The organism is Roseomonas sp. CAU 1739, from assembly GCF_039839775.1.
Classification (GTDB): Bacteria; Pseudomonadota; Alphaproteobacteria; order Acetobacterales; family Acetobacteraceae; genus Neoroseomonas.
In genome coordinates, this window is sequence record NZ_JBDOQQ010000005.1 from 205,021 (window position 1) to 221,272 (window position 16,252).

General features: G+C 68.3%; 17 protein-coding genes. 10 read left to right on the plus strand and 7 right to left on the minus strand.

Features of this window, described 5'->3' with window-relative positions:
- Nucleotides 1-115: 115 nt before the first annotated feature.
- The 3 genes from AAFN86_RS11120 to thiS are packed head-to-tail and all read right to left on the minus strand — an operon-like array spanning nt 116 to nt 1,782.
- Nucleotides 116-763, minus strand: coding sequence for a hypothetical protein (locus AAFN86_RS11120; protein ID WP_347543381.1), 648 nt, complete (start codon nt 761-763; stop codon nt 116-118).
- Between the two features lie 4 nt (nt 764-767).
- Nucleotides 768-1,565, minus strand: coding sequence for a HisA/HisF-related TIM barrel protein (locus AAFN86_RS11125; RefSeq protein WP_347543382.1), 798 nt, complete (start codon nt 1,563-1,565; stop codon nt 768-770).
- Between the two features lie 4 nt (nt 1,566-1,569).
- Nucleotides 1,570-1,782 (minus strand): sulfur carrier protein ThiS, encoded by a 213-nt coding sequence (gene thiS, locus AAFN86_RS11130; RefSeq protein ID WP_347543383.1) that lies wholly within the window; start codon nt 1,780-1,782, stop codon nt 1,570-1,572.
- A gap of 132 nt (nt 1,783-1,914) precedes the next feature.
- Here thiS and aroQ point away from each other — a divergent pair, with 132 nt between their 5' ends.
- The 4 genes from aroQ to sugE all read left to right on the plus strand — a co-directional run bounded on the left by aroQ (nt 1,915) and on the right by sugE (nt 4,692).
- Nucleotides 1,915-2,367: a type II 3-dehydroquinate dehydratase gene (gene aroQ, locus AAFN86_RS11135; protein ID WP_347543384.1), complete on the plus strand. Its 453-nt coding sequence runs from the start codon at nt 1,915-1,917 to the stop codon at nt 2,365-2,367.
- Nucleotides 2,367-2,825: an acetyl-CoA carboxylase biotin carboxyl carrier protein gene (accB, locus tag AAFN86_RS11140; protein WP_347543385.1), complete on the plus strand. Its 459-nt coding sequence runs from the start codon at nt 2,367-2,369 to the stop codon at nt 2,823-2,825. Before aroQ ends, accB begins: the two co-directional genes overlap by 1 nt.
- A 34-nt stretch (nt 2,826-2,859) precedes the next feature.
- Entirely contained in the window at nt 2,860-4,206 is a 1,347-nt protein-coding gene (gene accC, locus AAFN86_RS11145) for an acetyl-CoA carboxylase biotin carboxylase subunit (RefSeq protein ID WP_347543386.1), read from the plus strand.
- A gap of 171 nt (nt 4,207-4,377) precedes the next feature.
- On the plus strand, nt 4,378-4,692 hold the full coding sequence (gene sugE / locus AAFN86_RS11150; RefSeq protein WP_347543388.1) for a quaternary ammonium compound efflux SMR transporter SugE: 315 nt from the start codon (nt 4,378-4,380) through the stop codon (nt 4,690-4,692).
- A gap of 127 nt (nt 4,693-4,819) precedes the next feature.
- Here the strand turns inward: sugE and AAFN86_RS11155 are convergent, their stop codons facing one another.
- Nucleotides 4,820-6,403 carry an ABC transporter substrate-binding protein gene (locus tag AAFN86_RS11155; RefSeq protein WP_347543389.1) on the minus strand — a complete coding sequence of 528 codons (1,584 nt, stop codon included), beginning with the start codon at nt 6,401-6,403 and terminating at the stop codon, nt 4,820-4,822.
- 101 nt (nt 6,404-6,504) lie between these two features.
- Here AAFN86_RS11155 and AAFN86_RS11160 point away from each other — a divergent pair, with 101 nt between their 5' ends.
- The 6 genes from AAFN86_RS11160 to AAFN86_RS11185 all read left to right on the plus strand — a co-directional run bounded on the left by AAFN86_RS11160 (nt 6,505) and on the right by AAFN86_RS11185 (nt 12,918).
- Nucleotides 6,505-8,103: an ABC transporter substrate-binding protein gene (locus tag AAFN86_RS11160; protein ID WP_347543390.1), complete on the plus strand. Its 1,599-nt coding sequence runs from the start codon at nt 6,505-6,507 to the stop codon at nt 8,101-8,103.
- 20 nt (nt 8,104-8,123) lie between these two features.
- Complete coding sequence (locus AAFN86_RS11165; protein ID WP_347543391.1) at nt 8,124-9,131, plus strand: ABC transporter permease; 1,008 nt, start codon at nt 8,124-8,126, stop codon at nt 9,129-9,131.
- Nucleotides 9,128-10,054 carry an ABC transporter permease gene (locus AAFN86_RS11170; protein WP_347543392.1) on the plus strand — a complete coding sequence of 309 codons (927 nt, stop codon included), beginning with the start codon at nt 9,128-9,130 and terminating at the stop codon, nt 10,052-10,054. Before AAFN86_RS11165 ends, AAFN86_RS11170 begins: the two co-directional genes overlap by 4 nt.
- A gap of 2 nt (nt 10,055-10,056) precedes the next feature.
- Nucleotides 10,057-11,043, plus strand: coding sequence for an ABC transporter ATP-binding protein (locus AAFN86_RS11175; RefSeq protein ID WP_347543393.1), 987 nt, complete (start codon nt 10,057-10,059; stop codon nt 11,041-11,043).
- A complete protein-coding gene (locus AAFN86_RS11180) occupies nt 11,040-12,077 on the plus strand; it encodes an ABC transporter ATP-binding protein (protein WP_347543394.1) in 1,038 nt (345 codons plus the stop codon). The genes AAFN86_RS11175 and AAFN86_RS11180 overlap by 4 nt, the downstream gene beginning before the upstream one ends.
- An 88-nt stretch (nt 12,078-12,165) precedes the next feature.
- Nucleotides 12,166-12,918, plus strand: coding sequence for an FkbM family methyltransferase (locus AAFN86_RS11185; RefSeq protein ID WP_347543395.1), 753 nt, complete (start codon nt 12,166-12,168; stop codon nt 12,916-12,918).
- Between the two features lie 230 nt (nt 12,919-13,148).
- Here the strand turns inward: AAFN86_RS11185 and AAFN86_RS11190 are convergent, their stop codons facing one another.
- From AAFN86_RS11190 to AAFN86_RS11200, 3 genes are all read right to left on the minus strand, one after another.
- Nucleotides 13,149-14,327, minus strand: coding sequence for an MFS transporter (locus AAFN86_RS11190; protein ID WP_347543396.1), 1,179 nt, complete (start codon nt 14,325-14,327; stop codon nt 13,149-13,151).
- A gap of 169 nt (nt 14,328-14,496) precedes the next feature.
- Nucleotides 14,497-15,255, minus strand: a complete 759-nt coding sequence (locus tag AAFN86_RS11195; protein WP_347543397.1) for an NAD kinase — start codon at nt 15,253-15,255, stop codon at nt 14,497-14,499.
- Complete coding sequence (locus AAFN86_RS11200) at nt 15,252-16,106, minus strand: carbon-nitrogen hydrolase family protein (RefSeq protein ID WP_347543398.1); 855 nt, start codon at nt 16,104-16,106, stop codon at nt 15,252-15,254. Before AAFN86_RS11200 ends, AAFN86_RS11195 begins: the two co-directional genes overlap by 4 nt.
- Nucleotides 16,107-16,252 lie beyond the last annotated feature (146 nt).

Sequence of the window (16,252 nt, forward strand, 5' to 3'; positions counted from 1 at the left end):
TATCGTTCTAACCGAGCGGGAGGCACGTCGCCAATGAAGTCACTCGACGAACTGGTGCAGGCGGGCGGTCCCATGTCCAATCCGCCCTCCCTTCGTAGCCTGCCCCGGCCGGTCACTATGCCCGTCCATTGGCGCGCCACCATTGCCGGGCGATGAGGATTGCCACCGTCCAGCAACATCCGATACCCAGCGCCAGGCTGAGCCAGGCGACGAGACCGAGGGAGCCGTCCATTGAGAACTGCGGGAAATTCCACGCCATGGAGCCTGCAAACGCGGGACCGACGAGGCCCACGAGCGCGACGTTGAATGCGACGAACCAGCCGGGCAGGAGGGGGATGGGCACGGCCTCCGATGGTGGCGTGCCGCGCCATTGCGTGTGGGAAACCCGATGCCCGATGCGGCATGCCCAGCGATAGATCTGCCAGCGGGCCAGCCATGTCGCACCAGTCACCACCCCGAAGATCGCCGTCAGCGGCAGGGCAAACGACGTGGCCGATCCGAACAGCGCCCGGGCCGCCCGAAAGTCCAGCAAGACGGTGGCCACGGCCGCGAACAGGAAACTGAAGAAAACGCACCGGCCCGCAAGCTCACGGAGGGTCAGCGAAGCCCTGCGCGTCACGTGCTGGGCCACCGTGTCCTCGTCCGGCAGGACAATGACCCGGCCCAACCGACCCAGCGGGCGCACCAGGAAGCCGTCCGATCGCACCTGAACCTGCTCGGTGAACCAGGCGCGAAGGCGATCCCGTGCCGCCCCGGCCGTCATGCGCCTACCGAATCAACCCCGTCATCGGGCTCGACGCGTCCGCGCTGTAGTTCCACGGCATCCGCCCGGCCAGGAACGCTCCGCGCCCGGCCTCCACCGCCGCCTTCATCGCCACCGCCATCCGCACCGGGTCCTTGGCGTGGGCTATGGCGGAGTTCAGCAGCACCGCGTCACACCCCAGTTCCATAGCCTTCGCCGCGTCCGATGCCGTGCCGATCCCGGCATCCACCAGCACCGGCACCTTGGCGTTCTGCTTGATCGAGCGGATCATGAACGGGTTGGTCAACCCCAGCCCAGACCCGATCGGCGCGCCCAAGGGCATGATCGCCACGCAGCCGAGATCCTCCAGCCGCTTCGCCGCGACCGGGTCGTCCGCGCAATAGACCATGACCTCGAAGCCGTCCTTGATCAGCGCCTCGGCGGCTTCCAGTGTCCCGGCCATGTCCGGATACAAATAGGGCGGCGGCCCCAGCACCTCGAGCTTCACCAGGTTCCACCCGCCCGCCTCGCGCGCCAGGCGCAGCGTGCGCACCGCGTCATTCGCCGTATGGCAACCGGCGGTGTTGGGCAGGTAGGTGTAGTCCTTGGGGGAGACGAAATCCTGCAGCATCGGCGCGTTCGGGTCGGACAGGTTCACCCGCCGTACCGCGACGGTGACGATCTCGGCCCCGGACGCCGCAATCGCCGCCGCCGTCTCCTCAAGCGACTTGTATCGACCCGTGCCGACGATCAGCCGCGAGCGGAACCGCCGCCCGGCAACCTCCCAGGTGTCGTCGCCGATCGTCGCGGGGGTTCCGTCCATGGCTTCAGCCTCCGCCGATGAAATGCACGATTTCCAGCCGGTCGCCGGCGGTCAGGGCCACCTCGGGGTAGGTCGAGCGCGGCACGATTTCCTCGTTGCGCTCGACCGCGACCTTGCGGGTGTCGAGCCCGATGGCGCGGAGCAGGGCGGCGAGGCTTTCGCCGGCCGCGATCTCCCGCGCTTCCCCGTTCACGGTGATGGCGATGGTCTTGGACATGCTGGCATGGAATGTGGCGAAGGGCAGGGGTCGCGGCAAGCCGGGGCCCTGCATGGCTGGGGTGCCCTCCGGCTTGCCCCCCGCAAACCCCCCGTGCTAGCCCGTCCAACCCCATTTTGGCGGGAATCGCCCGTGACACCCCCACTGATCGCCGTGCTGAACGGCCCGAACCTGAACATGCTTGGCGTTCGCGAGCCGGAGAAATACGGCACCGCCACGCTGGACGACGTCGAGGCCCTGTGCGCCGAGACGGCGGAGGAATTCGGCCTGGCCATCGATTTCCGCCAGACCAATTCCGAAGGGGAACTGGTGACCTGGGTGCAGGAATGCCGTGGCCGCGCCGCGGGCATCATCATCAACCCGGCGGGCTACACCACCACCTCCATCGCGGTCATGGACGCGCTGCTGACCGTCGAGGTGCCGGTGATCGAGGTCCACATCACCAACATCCATCGCCGGGAGGAATTCCGGCATCACAGCTTCATCTCCAAGGCGGCGACCGGGGTGATCTGCGGGCTGGGCGTGACGGGCTATGCGCTCGCCATGCGCGCCATGGCGGACCTGGTCGAGCAGGACGAGGAATAATGGGCAACTTCATCCAATTCGACGCCAACGCGATCCGCGAGCTGGCGCAGATCCTGCGTGAGACCGACCTGACAGAGATCGAACTGGTGGATGGCGAATCGCGCCTGCGCGTGGTGCGCCAAGGTGTCATCGCGGCACCGGTGGTGGCCCAGGTCGCGGCGCCCGCGCCGATGGCCTTGCCGGCTGCAGCAGCCCCCATCGCGGCGACGCTCGATGCCGACCATCCCGGCGCGGTGGTCAGCCCCATGGTGGGCGTTGCCTATCTGGCGCCCGAACCCGGTGCCGCGCAATTCGTCACCGTCGGCGCCAAGGTGACGCAGGGCCAGACCGTGCTGCTGATCGAGGCGATGAAGACCTTCAACCAGATCAAGGCCCCGCGCGCCGGCACCGTCACCCGCATCCTGATCGAGAGCGGCATGCCGGTCGAATACGGCGAGCCGCTGATCATCATCGAATGAGTCCCGTGACAGTCACCGGGGCGGGGCGCGCCTGATGTTCGGCAAGGTCCTGATCGCCAATCGTGGCGAGATCGCGCTGCGCGTCCATCGCGCCTGCCAGGAGATGGGCATCCGCACCGTCGCCGTGCATTCCACGGCCGACGCGACGGCCATGCATGTGCGCCTGGCGGATGAGAGCGTGTGCATCGGCCCGCCGGCCGCGCGCGACAGCTATCTCAACGTCGCCGCCATCCTATCGGCGGCGACCATCACCGGCGCCGATGCGGTGCATCCCGGCTACGGCTTCCTGTCGGAAAACGCCCGCTTCGCCGAGATGGTCGAGGCGCATGGCCTGAAGTTCATCGGCCCATCGCCCGACCACATCCGCATGATGGGCGACAAGATCGCCGCCAAGGATGCGATGCGCCGGCTGGACGTGCCGCTGGTGCCCGGTTCCCCCGGCGCGCTGGGATCGCTTGAGGAAGCGCGCGCCATTGCCGAGCAGATCAAATACCCCGTGCTGATCAAGGCCGCCGCCGGCGGCGGTGGGCGCGGCATGAAGGTGGCGCGCGACGCGTCCGAGATCGAGGAAGCCTGGCGCGTGGCGCGGACCGAGGCGAAGTCGGCCTTCGGCGACGACAGCGTCTATCTGGAGAAGTATCTCGACCGGCCGCGCCACATCGAATTGCAGGTGCTGGCCGACTCCCACGGCAATGTCGTGCATTTCGGCGAGCGCGACTGTTCCCTGCAGCGTCGTCACCAGAAACTGGTCGAGGAAGCCGGCAGCCCGGTGCTGACCGCGGCCGATCGCGAGGAGCTGGGCGCGCGCGTCACCGCGGGGCTGTCGAAGCTCGGCTACCGTAACGCCGGCACGCTGGAATTCCTGTGGCAGGACGGGCAGTTCGCCTTTATCGAGATGAACACCCGCCTGCAGGTCGAACACCCCGTGACCGAGATGGTCTGCGGCATCGACCTGGTGAAGGAACAGATCCGCATCGCGGCGGGCGAGCGGCTCGGCTACACGCAGAAGGACATCGTCTTCGGCGGCCACGCGATCGAATGCCGCATCACCGCCGAGGATCCCGAGACCTTCGCGCCGAGCCCGGGGCGGGTGAACACCTATCACGCGCCGGGTGGGCTCGGCGTGCGGGTCGATAGCGCGCTGTATTCCGGCTATACTGTGCCGCCGCACTACGACAGCCTGGTCGCCAAGCTGGTGGTGCACGCGCCGTCGCGTCCAGAAGCCATCGCGCGCATGCGCCGCGCGCTGAACGAGATGGTGGTGGCCGGCATCCGCACGACATTGCCGCTGCACCAGGCGGTGATGGACGATCCGGAATTCCAGTCGGGCGACTACACCATCCATTGGCTGGAGCGCTTCGTGGCGGCACGGCAGGGCTGATGCTTCATGCCGGCGCGTTCGCCGGCATGGTGCGCGGGGCTGGTGGGGCGGCCGCGCACGAAACCAAGTTTGAGATGTCGGCTCTGCCGGCATCACCGGCCGGGGACGACCCCGGCGCGTCATGCCGAAACGGTGGGGACGACCCTGCCACAGGACCGAAGGGGACCTGTGATGGGTTGGCTTTATCTTCTGGGTGCCGGACTGTCGGAGATCGGCTGGGCGGTCGGTCTGAAATACACCGATGGCTTCAGCCGCCCGCTGCCGACGGCGCTGACGGTGGCGAGCATGATCGTCAGCCTAATATTGCTCGGACTTGCGCTGAGAACCCTGCCGCTCGGAACAGCCTACGCGATCTGGACAGGCATCGGCACGGTGGGAACCGTGGTGCTCGGGGTTCTGCTGTTCGGGGAGGCGGCGACGCCGATGCGCCTGGCCTGCGTTGGCCTGATTCTCGCGGGCATCATCGGGCTGAAGCTGGCGGCCTGACGCGGAGCAAAGCCCCGTCAAAGGGCTGTGGCCCCCTCGCGCCGGGCACCAGGTAACGGTTTCCAAAGGCCTCGGGCCTTTGGCGGGGTGAGGTCTGGAGAGGGGCGGCGCCCCTCTCCAAGTCACGTCACGGCGCCGGACGCGCCCCCATCGCCGTGGTGCGCTCATCCATCCGCGCGTCATAGGTGATGCCGCGCCGCGCCGCCCAGAAGTTCACCAGCTGGAACAGCGGCAGCATCGCGACATCATCGACCGCGACCATGCGCACCGCCTCGCGCAGCATCGTCTCGCGCTGCTCGTCATCCAGCGTCGCGGCGGCGCGTTCGGTCAGGGTGTCGAGCGCAGCGCTCGACCAGCGGGACGAATTCGCCGCACCGCGGCGACGTTCGCGGTCATAGGTGCCGAAGATGTTGACCAGCATGTAGGACGCCTCGCCGGTCACGCTGCCCCAGCCGCCCATGCGCATGTTGAACTCCTGCCGCGCGGTGCGGGCGGAAAAGGTCGCCCAGGGCAGCGCCTGGACTTCCGTGCGCACGCCGATGCGCGTCCACATCTGCGCTACCGCCTGGCAGGTGCGCGCATCGTTGGGGTAGCGGTCATTGGGGCAGGACAGGGTGATGCGGAAACCTTGCGGGAAGCCGGCCTCGGCGAGCAGGCGGCGCGCACCCTCCGGATCATGCGCCGGCACCGGGACGTCCGGGTTGTAGCCGAAGGCGCCCTGCGGCAGCCATTGCCCGGTCGGGCGTGCGGTGCCTTCCATCACGCGTTCGGCCAGGGCCGCGCGATCGATCCCGATGGACATGGCGCGGCGGACGCGAATGTCGTGGAACGGGTTGCGTGCCAGCGGCTGGCCGTTGTTGTCGGTCACCCAGACCGGGTTGTCGGGGCGGGAATAGTCGGGGATCAGGTAGATCAGCCGCAGGCCCTGGATCTCGAACACGTTGACGCGCTGCTCGCGGCGCAGCCGGGCGAGGTCGGTGGACGGCACCTGGTCGATCAGGTCGACATCGCCCGCCAGCAGCCCGGCGGTGCGTGCCGCGTCATTGGCGATGAAGCGATAGGACACGCGCGACCAGGGCTGCGCCCCGCCCCAATAGGCGTCGTTGCGCGTGAACTCAGTCCGGTCGCCGGAGCGATAGGCGGATAGCCGGTACGGACCCGTGCCGATCGCGGCCTGGCCCGAATTGTACTGCTCCGTCTCCGCTCCCGTGCCGGCGTGGCGGGAGATGATCTGGATCGAGGCGAGCTCGATCGGCAGCAGCGGATGCGGGGAGGCGGTGTGGAAGCGGATCGTGGTCGGGTCCACCACCTCGACGCGGGTGATGGCACGGATCAGCCCGGCGAAGGAACCGGGGCTGTTGCGCACGGTCGGCACGCGCTCGATGGTGAAGGCGACGTCGTCGGCGGTGAAGTCGCGCCCGTCATGCCACTTCACGCCCGGGCGCAGCTTGAACTCCCACACGGTCGGTTCGATTGCGCGCCAGGATTCCGCCAGCATCGGCTGCAGCCGCGCCTGCGCGTCGCGTTCCACCAGCGAGTCGAACAGGTGCTGCGTCAGGCTGCTGTTCGGCGACGCATTGTAGAAATGCGGGTCGAGCGAGGTGGGCGACCCGCCGATGCCGATGGTCAGGGTCTGGGCGGCGGCGGGCCCGGCGACGGCGATGGTCAGGGCCGAGGCAATGGCTGCGCGCCGCATGGTCAGGCGGGTCATGATCGGGTCTCCGGCTTCGTTATAGTATCCGGCGCGAGCCTAGCGGCCCTGTTGGCGGGCTGCTACAACACGGCTTCTTGCAGGCCGTCGGGAGGCAAAGAATGAAGGCGAATGTTGCGCGGTGCCGGGCCGCCGTTTCTGCCATCGCGACAGTTGTTTTCGCCATTGCGGCCGGTCAGGCCGCGGCGCAGACCGCGACGATCGCTGTCGGTGCGCCGGTGACGTCGATCGACCCGCATTACCATCAGCTGTCGCCGAACAACGCTGTGTCGGACACCATCTTCGACCGGCTGATCAACACCGATGACCGCGCGCGCATGATCCCGGGCCTCGCCACGGAATGGCGCGCGGTCGAACCGACGGTGTGGGAATTCAAGCTTCGGCCGAATGTCCGCTTCCACAACGGCAACGCCTTCACCGCCGATGACGTCGCCTTCACCATCGGCCGCCTGCCGAACGTGCCGAACAGCCCATCCTCCTACGCCGCCTATGCGCGGCCGATCACGCGCATCGAGATCGTCGATCCGCTGACCATCCGTTTCCATACCGCGGAGCCTTACCCGTTGCTGCCGCTGGACATGACCAATGTCCGCATCATCGACAAGGAAGCCAGCGAAACCGCGACGACCGAGGATTTCAACGCGCTGCGCGCCGCGGTCGGCACCGGTCCCTATCGCGCCGTGTCCCATCGCAACGGCGATCGCATCGAGTTCGAGCGCTTCGACGGATACTGGGGTGAGCGCGCGCCATTCCAGCGCATCAACTACCGCATGGTCACCAATGACGCCGCGCGCACCGCGGCGCTGCTGGCCGGTGACGTCGACCTGATCGACCAGGTGCCGACCTCCGACCTGACCAACCTGCGGCGCAACGCCAATGTGCGGCTGGCGGAGACGGTGGGGCTGCGGCTGATCTTCCTCGGCCTGGATTTCGCCCGCCCGGCGAATGAGAACTCGCCCTTCGTCACCGACAACAACGGCCAGCCGCTGGGTCGCAACCCGCTGCAGGATGTGCGCGTGCGCCGCGCGCTGTCGATGGCGATCGACCGCCGCGCCATCGTGGACCGCATCATGGAAGGTGCGGCGGTGCCGGCCAACCAGTTCCTGCCCGAAGGCGTGTTCGGCTTCGTCTCCGATCTGCCGGCACCCGCCTACGACCCCGACGGGGCCAAGCGGCTGCTGGCCGAAGCCGGTTATCCGAACGGCTTCCGCATCCAGTTGAATGGGCCGAACGACCGCTACATCAACGATTCGCGCATCATCCAGGCGGTCGGCCAGATGTGGACGCGCATCGGCGTCCGCACGGCGGTCGAGGCGCAGCCCTGGACCACCTTCGTCGGCCGCGCCGGCCGTGCGGAATATTCCGCCTTCCTGATCGGCTGGGGGTCGAACCCGGATGGATCGCATCCCCTGCGCAACATCCTCGCAACGGTGAACCGCGATCGCGGCTGGGGTGCGTCCAATCGCGGGCGTTATTCCAACCCCCAGGTGGACGGACTGCTCGAACAGTCGCTGTCCGAACTGGATGAGGCGAAGCGCGAGCGGCTGGTGGTCGATGCCATGCGCATCGCCATGCAGGATGTCGGCGTGGTGCCGCTGCACATCCAGACCAACATCTGGGGCACGCGCCGCGGCTTCGAATTCACCGCGCGCAACGACGAACTGACCCGCGCGCAGGATCTGCGCCCGGCCGCACGCTGACGTAAGGGGGGGCGCCGCCGATGACCGTCTATCTTGTGCGGCGCCTGATCCAGGCCCTGTTCGTCGTGCTGGCGATGTCTCTCATCGTCTTCGTCGGCGTCTATGCCATCGGCGATCCGGTCGAGATCCTGATCAGCCCGGATGCCGACCAGATCGAGCGCGAGCGCGCCATCCGTGCCCTCGGGCTCGACCTGCCGCTTTGGGAACAATACCTGGTGTTCCTGGGCAATGCGGTGCAGGGCAATCTCGGCCGGTCCTTCGTGTTCAACGAACCCGCGCTGAAGCTGATCCTGCAACGCATGCCGGCCACACTGGAACTGGCCTTCGGGGCGACCTTCCTGGCGCTGCTGATCGGCCTGCCGCTCGGGCTCTATGCCGGGCTGCGGCCGAATTCGGCGGGCAGCAAGACCATCATGGCGGGTTCGATCCTCGGCTTCTCGCTGCCGACCTTCTGGGTCGGGCTGATGCTGATCATGGTCTTCGCCGTGCAACTCGGCTGGCTGCCCTCGACCGGGCGCGGGGAGACCTGCTCGGTGATGGGCTTCATCGGGCTGACGCCGTGCAGTTCCGGGTTGCAATGGTCATGGCTGACCAGTGACGGCCTCGCGCACATGGTCATGCCGGCGGTCAACCTCGCGCTGTTCAAGATCAGCCTCGTGATCCGCCTGACACGGGCCGGCGTGCGCGAGACGATGCTGATGGACTACGTGAAGTTCGCCCGCGCCAAGGGCCTGTCCCCGGCGCGCGTGACCTTCGTGCACGTGTTCAAGAACATCCTGATCCCGGTGGTCACCGTGGTCGGGTTGGAACTCGGTTCGACCATCGCCTTCTCGGTGGTGACGGAAAGCGTCTTCGCCTGGCCGGGCATGGGCAAGCTGATCATCGACAGCATCAACGTGCTCGACCGGCCGGTGATCGTCGCCTACCTGATGATCATCGTGCTGATGTTCATCACCATCAACCTGGTGGTGGATTTGACCTATTCGATGCTGGATCCGCGCGTCAGGCTGGAGAGCAAGGGCACATGAGCCAGGCTGTCATCGGCGGGGTCGCCCCCGCAGCCCCGCGCCAGGACAAGGTGGAGACGCCGTTCCGGCGCTTCGCCTCGGAATTCTGTGAGTCGAAGATCGCGTTGTTCGGGTTGGTCGTCATCACGATCATCGCCCTGATCGCCATCTTCGCCTCGTGGATTGCGCCGCAGAATCCGTACGACCTCGCCCAGCTCGACATCATGGACGGGCGGATGGAACCCGGCACGGTGGGCGGGGCGGGCTTCACCTATTGGCTCGGCACCGACGATCAGGGCCGCGACATGATGTCGGGCATCATGTACGGCCTGCGCATTTCGCTCACGGTCGGCGCCGGCTCGGCGCTGATCGCCTGCGTGGTCGGCGCGACGCTCGGGCTGCTCGCCGCCTATGTGGGCGGGCGGACCGATACGGTCATCATGCGCCTCGTCGACCTGCAACTGTCCTTCCCGTCGATCCTGGTCGCGCTGATGATCCTCGCCTTCCTCGGCAAGGGCGTGATGAACGTGGTCATCGCGCTCGTGATCGTGGAATGGGCGTATTACGCGCGCACCGTGCGCGGCACGGCGCTGGTCGAACGCCGGCGCGAATACATCGAGGCCGCGCAATGCCTCGCGCTGCCGACGCACCGCATCCTGTTCCGCCATTTGCTGCCGAACTGCCTGCCGCCGCTGATCGTCATCGCCACCATGCAGGTGGCGCGCGCCATCGCGCTGGAGGCGACGCTGTCCTTCCTCGGCCTAGGCGTGCCGATCACCGAGCCCTCGCTGGGGCTGCTGATCGCCAATGGCTACGAGTACATGCTGTCCGGCAAGTACTGGATCAGCTTCTATCCGGGCATCGCCCTCCTCATCACCATCGTCTCGATCAACCTGGTCGGTGACCAGCTGCGCGACGTGCTGAACCCCCGGCTCAAGAAGTGACCATGGCAACGCCGACACTCGAAGTCCGCAACCTGCGGACCCATTTCTTCACCCGCGGCGGCGTGGTGAAGGCGGTGGACGACGTCTCCTTCTCGATCCAGCGCGGCAAGGTGCTTGGCCTGGTGGGTGAATCCGGGTCGGGCAAGACCGTGACGGGGTTCTCCGTCCTGGGTCTGGTCGATGCGCCGGGCCGCATCGTCGGCGGGCAGATCCTGTTCCAGGGCCGCGACCTCGCGAAGATGTCCGAGGAGGAGATGCGCGACCTGCGGGGCAATCGCATCGCGATGATCTTCCAGGACCCGATGATGACGCTGAACCCGGTCCTGCGCGTCGATACCCAGATGATCGAGACGGTGCTCGCCCACAAGAAGGTCAGCCGGGAAGAAGCCCGCCAGCGCGCCCGCGACACGCTCGGCATGGTCGGCATCCCGTCCCCGGACGAACGGCTGAAATCCTATCCGCACCAGTTCTCCGGCGGCATGCGCCAGCGCGTGGCGATCGCCATCGCGCTGCTGCACGAACCCGACCTGATCGTGGCGGACGAACCGACCACCGCGCTCGACGTCACCATCCAGGGGCAGATCCTGGCCGAGGTGCAGAAACTCGCCACCACCACCGGCACCTCCCTGATCTGGATCACCCACGACCTGTCGGTCGTCGCCGGCCTCGCCGACGAGGTCGCGGTGATGTATGCCGGACGCATCGTGGAGAAGGGCGCGGTGTCCGAGGTGCTGGACGCGCCGCTGCACCCCTATACCTTCGGCCTGATCGGCTCCGTGCCGTCGCGCAACAAGCGCGGCGAGCCGCTGCGGCAGATCCCCGGCATGACGCCCTCGCTGCTCAACCTGCCGCCCGGCTGCGCCTTCCGCAGCCGCTGCCCGCGCGCCGCCGAGGTTTGCATGAGCGAGCCCGAGATCCGCGAACTTGCCCCGGGGCGCGATGTGCGCTGCTTCCGCCCGATGAACGAACCCGCGGAGCAGGCGGCATGAGCGAAGCCATGACCACGGCCCGCAGGGCGCTGGGCGACGGCGAGCCGATGGTGGAGCTGCGCGGCATCTCCCGTCGCTTCGAGAAGAAGCTCGACTTCGCCGGCCGCATCGCCAAGCGCCTTGGCGCCAATATCCGCGAGGAGATCGTCCACGCGGTGGACAATGTCGACCTGACCATCCGCAAGGGGGAGGTGGTCGGCCTGGTCGGCGAATCCGGCTGCGGCAAGTCCACGCTGGGCCGCATGGTCGCCGGCATCCTGCCGCCATCGGATGGGCGCATCCTGCGCGACGGCATCGACCTGCTGAACCGCAACTCGGCCGATGCGCGGGAGATGAAGCTGCGCACGCAGATGATCTTCCAGGATCCCTACGCCTCGCTGAACCCCCGCATGAAGGTTGCCGACATCGTCGGCGAAGCGCCGCTGGTCCACGGCATCGTCACCCGTGCGGGCTACGACGCCTATGTCGATGAGCAGATGCGCCGCGCCGGCCTCGACCCCGCTTTCAAGCGCCGCTACCCGCACCAGTTCTCGGGCGGCCAGCGCCAGCGCATCGGCATCGCCCGCGCGCTGGCGGTGAAGCCGGACTTCATCGTCTGCGACGAGGCGGTGGCGGCGCTCGACGTGTCGATCCAGGCGCAGATCCTGAACCTGTTCATCCGCCTGCGCTCGGAACTCGACCTCACCTACCTGTTCATCAGCCATGACCTCGGCGTGGTGGAACACATCTCCGACCGCGTGGTGATCATGTATCTCGGCCGGGTGGTCGAGGAAGCGCCCTCCGAGACGGTGTTCGCCAGCCCGAACCACCCTTACACCAAGTCGCTGCTGGCATCCGTGCCGCGCATCGACAGCCGCAAGCGCGCCTTCTCGGTGGTGAAGGGAGAAATCCCGTCGCCGCTGAACCCACCGCCGGGCTGCCATTTCCATCCGCGCTGCCCGCATGCGATGGAACGCTGCCGCGTCGAGAAGCCGGAACTCAAGGAAGTCGCGCCGGGCCAGCGCAGCGCATGCCACCTCAACGACGCCGCATGATCCACCGGCCGCGGCACCCTGGTCCGCCGGCCGGCGCGCGGCGCCGTCACGCCCGCGGCGCCTGAAACCCCAGGAGCAGGCCGCCCGCATGTCCGACGACCTTGCCGCATCGTTCAAGGCCATGAACCGCAAGCTCGAAGACCTGCGGGTCGCGACGCTGTACCAGGCGCTCGGCCCCGAGCGGATTCTGGAATTTCCGGTCTTCGACACGACCTTCCGGATGTATCTCCCCTACGCCACCACCGACATGGTGCAGCGGCACATCCTCGCTTCTGCCAGCCTGTTCGAACAGGCCCTGCTGCGCCGCGTGCAGCCGCACATCGCGCCGGGTTCGGTCATCGTCGATGCCGGGGCGAATATCGGCAACCACACGCTGTTCTTCGGCCTGGTCTGCGGCGCGGCGGAAATCCACGCCTTCGAGCCGCTGCGCACCATCTTCGCCATCCTGGAGCGCAACGTCGCGTTGAACCGGCTGGCGAATGTGCATTGCCACAATGCGGCACTCGGCGCCCAGGAAGGTCGCGGCAGCCTCGCGGCCTTCGGCGTCGGCAACATCGCCGCGTCGCGCTTCGACCTCGATGCCGGTTCGGGCTACCGGGTCACGACCATTGATGCGCTCTGCCTCGAGCGGCTGGACTTCCTGAAGATCGACGTCGAGGGCAACCAGATCCCGATGCTGCAGGGCGCGCGCGCGACCATCCGGCGGCTGCGGCCGATGGTCTGGATCGAATTGCGCCCCAGGCAGGGCGAATATGAATCGGGTGATGCGGCAATGCGGGACCTCGGCTACCGCCAAGTCGAGACGCTGTCGCCGACCGATTTCCTCTACGTCGCGGGCTGATGCCACCGGCCGAATTCCTCGACCGCTGGTATCCGCCGTGTTGTCCAACCTTCAAACGCCGGGCGCAAACCCCCGGTTTGCTTGGCTTTTGCCGGATGGCCAGCGGGCCGCATGCGCGGCCTCGGCACGGTTCAAGGTCGCATGCCGCTGGCATGGGGCGCGGGGCTGGGTGGGGCGGCTTTACTGAATCAACGTCCCTGAGACGGGGTCAGCCGAGAGGCTTGCCCGTATCAGGGGCGCGCCCGGGCTGAGGCGATGAAGCCGGCGGCCGCCAGCAGCCCGACGCCAGCCAGCAGCCAGGGCACCGGCCCGTAGTCGCCCGCATCATCCCAGACCAGCGCGATCAACAGCGGTGCGGCTGTGCGTGGCAGCACCGCCACCGCCGACAGCGCGCCCGAGATGGCGCCGAAACCCTCCCGCCCCAGGATTTCGGCGGCGCCGGCGGTGCGCACGATGGTCAGCAGCCCGTCGGCCACCGCCCAGCACAGGGCGAAGACCATGGTCAGCGCCAGGCTGGCCGGCCCGGCCGCCAGCGCCAGCATGGCCACGGGCAGCAGCGCCGTGGCGAAGCGGCCGACCGCACGCATCGTCACCCGTCGCCCGGCGGCGAACAGCAAGGCCCGCGCCGCCACCTGGCCCGGACCATGCGCGGCGGCGAGCAGGAGGACGGTCGCCTCCGGCCAGCCGCGTTCGCGCAGCAGCGGGATCAGATGCGCCGCGAGGCCAGTGCCGATGAAGGCATGCGCGGCGAAACACAGCGCCAGCCCAAGGAAGGCCGGCTCGTGCAGGCGCATCCACAGTCCCGGCCCGCCCGCCCGCACCGCGCCGCGCGCCGGCCCCCTGGCCTGCCGCAGGGTCAGCGCGGTCAGGATGGCGCCGACCACCTGCAGCCCCGCCAACGCCTGCAGCGCACCGCGCCACCCGAACTGCGAGATCAACGCATCGGTCAGCGGGATGAAGATCGTCACGGTGAAGCCGGTGACGAAGGTGATGGCGGTGACGGTTCGCGTCATGTCGCGTGCCTCGGCCACCACCACGGCCATGGCGGTGCCCCACAGGGTCATCGCCTGGACCAGCCCGAGCAGGATCCAGATGAGGATGAAGGCGACCGGCTGCTGCACCAGGCTCATCGCCAGCAGCAGCGGCACGGCGGCGGCCGCGCCCAGGCCCATCATCGCGCGCGGCCCGTGCCGGTCCAGCCAGCGCCCGGCCGGCACCGCGGCGATGCCTGCCGAGAGCAGGCCCGCCGTATAGGCGCCGTTCAGCAGCACGCGCGACCAGCCCATTTCCGCCTCGATCGGGGCGACCAGCAGCGGGAAGGGGACATGCAACGTGCCCCAGCCGATCAACTGGGTGGTGGCGATTCCCCAGAACAAGGTGCGATCGGAGATGCCACGGCCGGGGATCAACCTTGCCGCCCCGCCGCCAACGCCGTGGCCCCAAGGCGGTGCCCCGGGGCGCGAGCGCAAGGCGCGACCACGCGTTGGCATCCGGCGGGTCCAGACGCGCCAGCGCATGGCGCGCAACCCAGGCGCCCGGATGTGTGGACCGGCGCCTGAGGCACGCCCGACCTCCTCATCACACCGTGAACTGTTCCGCGATGATGCGTTCCGACAGCCCGTGGTCGGGGTCGAACAGCAGGGTCAGCACCACGTCGCGCGCCTCCCGCACCTCGACGCGGGACACGTCGCGCACCTCGGTGTAGTCGGCGACCGCGGCGACCGGGCGCTTGTCGCGTTCCAGGATCTCGAACACCACCTCGACATCCGCCGGCAGCAGGGCGCCGCGCCAGCGCCGCGGGCGAAAGGCGGAAATCGGCGTCAGCGGCAGCAGGTTCGCCGTCAGCGGCACGATCGGCCCATGGGCGGACAGGTTGTAGGCCGTGCTGCCCGCCGGCGTGCTGACCAGGATGCCGTCGCAGATCAACTCCGCCAGGCGCTCGCGGCCGTCGATCAGGATGCGGATCTTCGCCGCCTGGCGGCTCTCGCGCAGCAGGGAAACCTCGTTGATCGCCAGCGCTTCGACCGGCGTGCAACCATTCGAGATCGCGCGCATGCGCAGCGGGTGCACGGTCGTGGCCTGGGCGGCAGCGATGCGCGTGGGCAGGTCGTCCTCGGCATAGTCGTTCATCAGGAAGCCAACCGAGCCGCGATGCATGCCATAGACCGGCATGCCACGGCCGAGGAACCGGTGCAGCGTCTCCAGCATGAAGCCGTCGCCGCCCAGGGCGACGACGACATCGGCGCTGTCGGGCTCGGCGGTGCTGTAGCGCGCTGCCAGCGCCGCCTGTGCCGCGCGCGCCGCCTCGTTCTGTGCCGCGAGGATGGCGAGCTTCACGACCCCGCCTTGGCGCGCCAGGCGCGGGCGGCGTCGCGGTGTTCCTCGAGCGGCATGCCCGCGCGCACCCGCGCGGTCACCTTCGGGTCGATCCGCGCCGTGGCCCAGCCGATGCCGTCACTGCACTTGGCCACCACATGCCCCCAGGGATCGGCGATCAGCGAGTGGCCATAGACGCTGCGGGTCGCGCCGCGTTCGTCGTAATTGCCGTAGGATGCCGCGGCGATCATCCAGCATTGGCTGTCAATGGCGCGGGCGCGCAGCAGCGCTTCCCAATGATCCTTGCCGGTCTGCAGCGTGAAGTTGGATGGCACCAGGATCGCTTCCGCGCCCATGCGGCGCAGCGTGAGGTACAGTTCCGGAAAGCGGATGTCGTAGCAGATGGTGCAGGCGAAGCGGATGCCGCCGGCCTCGAAGAAGGCGAGGTCCGACCCGCCACCATACAGCGCGCTTTCCTTGTAGCCGGTGCCGTCCGGGGCGGTGATGTCGAACAGGTGGATCTTGCGGTAGCGCGCGATCTCGCTGCCGTCCGGGCCGAAGACCAGCGTCGTGTTGAACAGTTTCTCGCCGCCATCCTCGATGATCGACCCGCCATGCACCGTGATGCCATGCGTGCGTGCCAGGCCGCGCAGCATCTCATAGGCCGCGCCGCCCTCCGCACCGGGCGTGGGCAGGATCTCCGCGGCGGCGCGCCGCGATTCGCGCCCGCCGCCGAGGTTGGTCCAGGTCTCGGGCAGGGTGACGAGGCCGGGGCGATCGGCCTCGATCGCCGCTTCGACCAGCCGGCGCGCCTGGTCGAGATTGGCAGCCTTGTCGCTGCCCTGGTTCATCTGGATGACGGAGACGCGCACGTTTTTTATCCCTCAGACGGCGGGCGCGGCCCATCCGGGCCGCTTGCCTTCGCGCCCTGCACTGGTGCGCCGGGGCAGGCGGTTGGTTTGGGCGCGGTCGCGCTGTGCGCTCGCGGCCCGATGCGGGGCATCGGGCTGAAGGGGGA

Coding starts and splice junctions, on each gene's coding strand:
- AAFN86_RS11120 (WP_347543381.1), bottom strand. CDS start 763: ATGACGGCCGGGGCGGCACGGGATCGCCTTCGCGCCTGGTTCACCGAG.
- AAFN86_RS11125 (WP_347543382.1), bottom strand. CDS start 1,565: ATGGACGGAACCCCCGCGACGATCGGCGACGACACCTGGGAGGTTGCC.
- thiS (WP_347543383.1), bottom strand. CDS start 1,782: ATGTCCAAGACCATCGCCATCACCGTGAACGGGGAAGCGCGGGAGATC.
- accB (WP_347543385.1), top strand. CDS start 2,367: ATGGGCAACTTCATCCAATTCGACGCCAACGCGATCCGCGAGCTGGCG.
- accC (WP_347543386.1), top strand. CDS start 2,860: ATGTTCGGCAAGGTCCTGATCGCCAATCGTGGCGAGATCGCGCTGCGC.
- sugE (WP_347543388.1), top strand. CDS start 4,378: ATGGGTTGGCTTTATCTTCTGGGTGCCGGACTGTCGGAGATCGGCTGG.
- AAFN86_RS11155 (WP_347543389.1), bottom strand. CDS start 6,403: ATGACCCGCCTGACCATGCGGCGCGCAGCCATTGCCTCGGCCCTGACC.
- AAFN86_RS11160 (WP_347543390.1), top strand. CDS start 6,505: ATGAAGGCGAATGTTGCGCGGTGCCGGGCCGCCGTTTCTGCCATCGCG.
- AAFN86_RS11165 (WP_347543391.1), top strand. CDS start 8,124: ATGACCGTCTATCTTGTGCGGCGCCTGATCCAGGCCCTGTTCGTCGTG.
- AAFN86_RS11170 (WP_347543392.1), top strand. CDS start 9,128: ATGAGCCAGGCTGTCATCGGCGGGGTCGCCCCCGCAGCCCCGCGCCAG.
- AAFN86_RS11175 (WP_347543393.1), top strand. CDS start 10,057: ATGGCAACGCCGACACTCGAAGTCCGCAACCTGCGGACCCATTTCTTC.
- AAFN86_RS11180 (WP_347543394.1), top strand. CDS start 11,040: ATGAGCGAAGCCATGACCACGGCCCGCAGGGCGCTGGGCGACGGCGAG.
- AAFN86_RS11185 (WP_347543395.1), top strand. CDS start 12,166: ATGTCCGACGACCTTGCCGCATCGTTCAAGGCCATGAACCGCAAGCTC.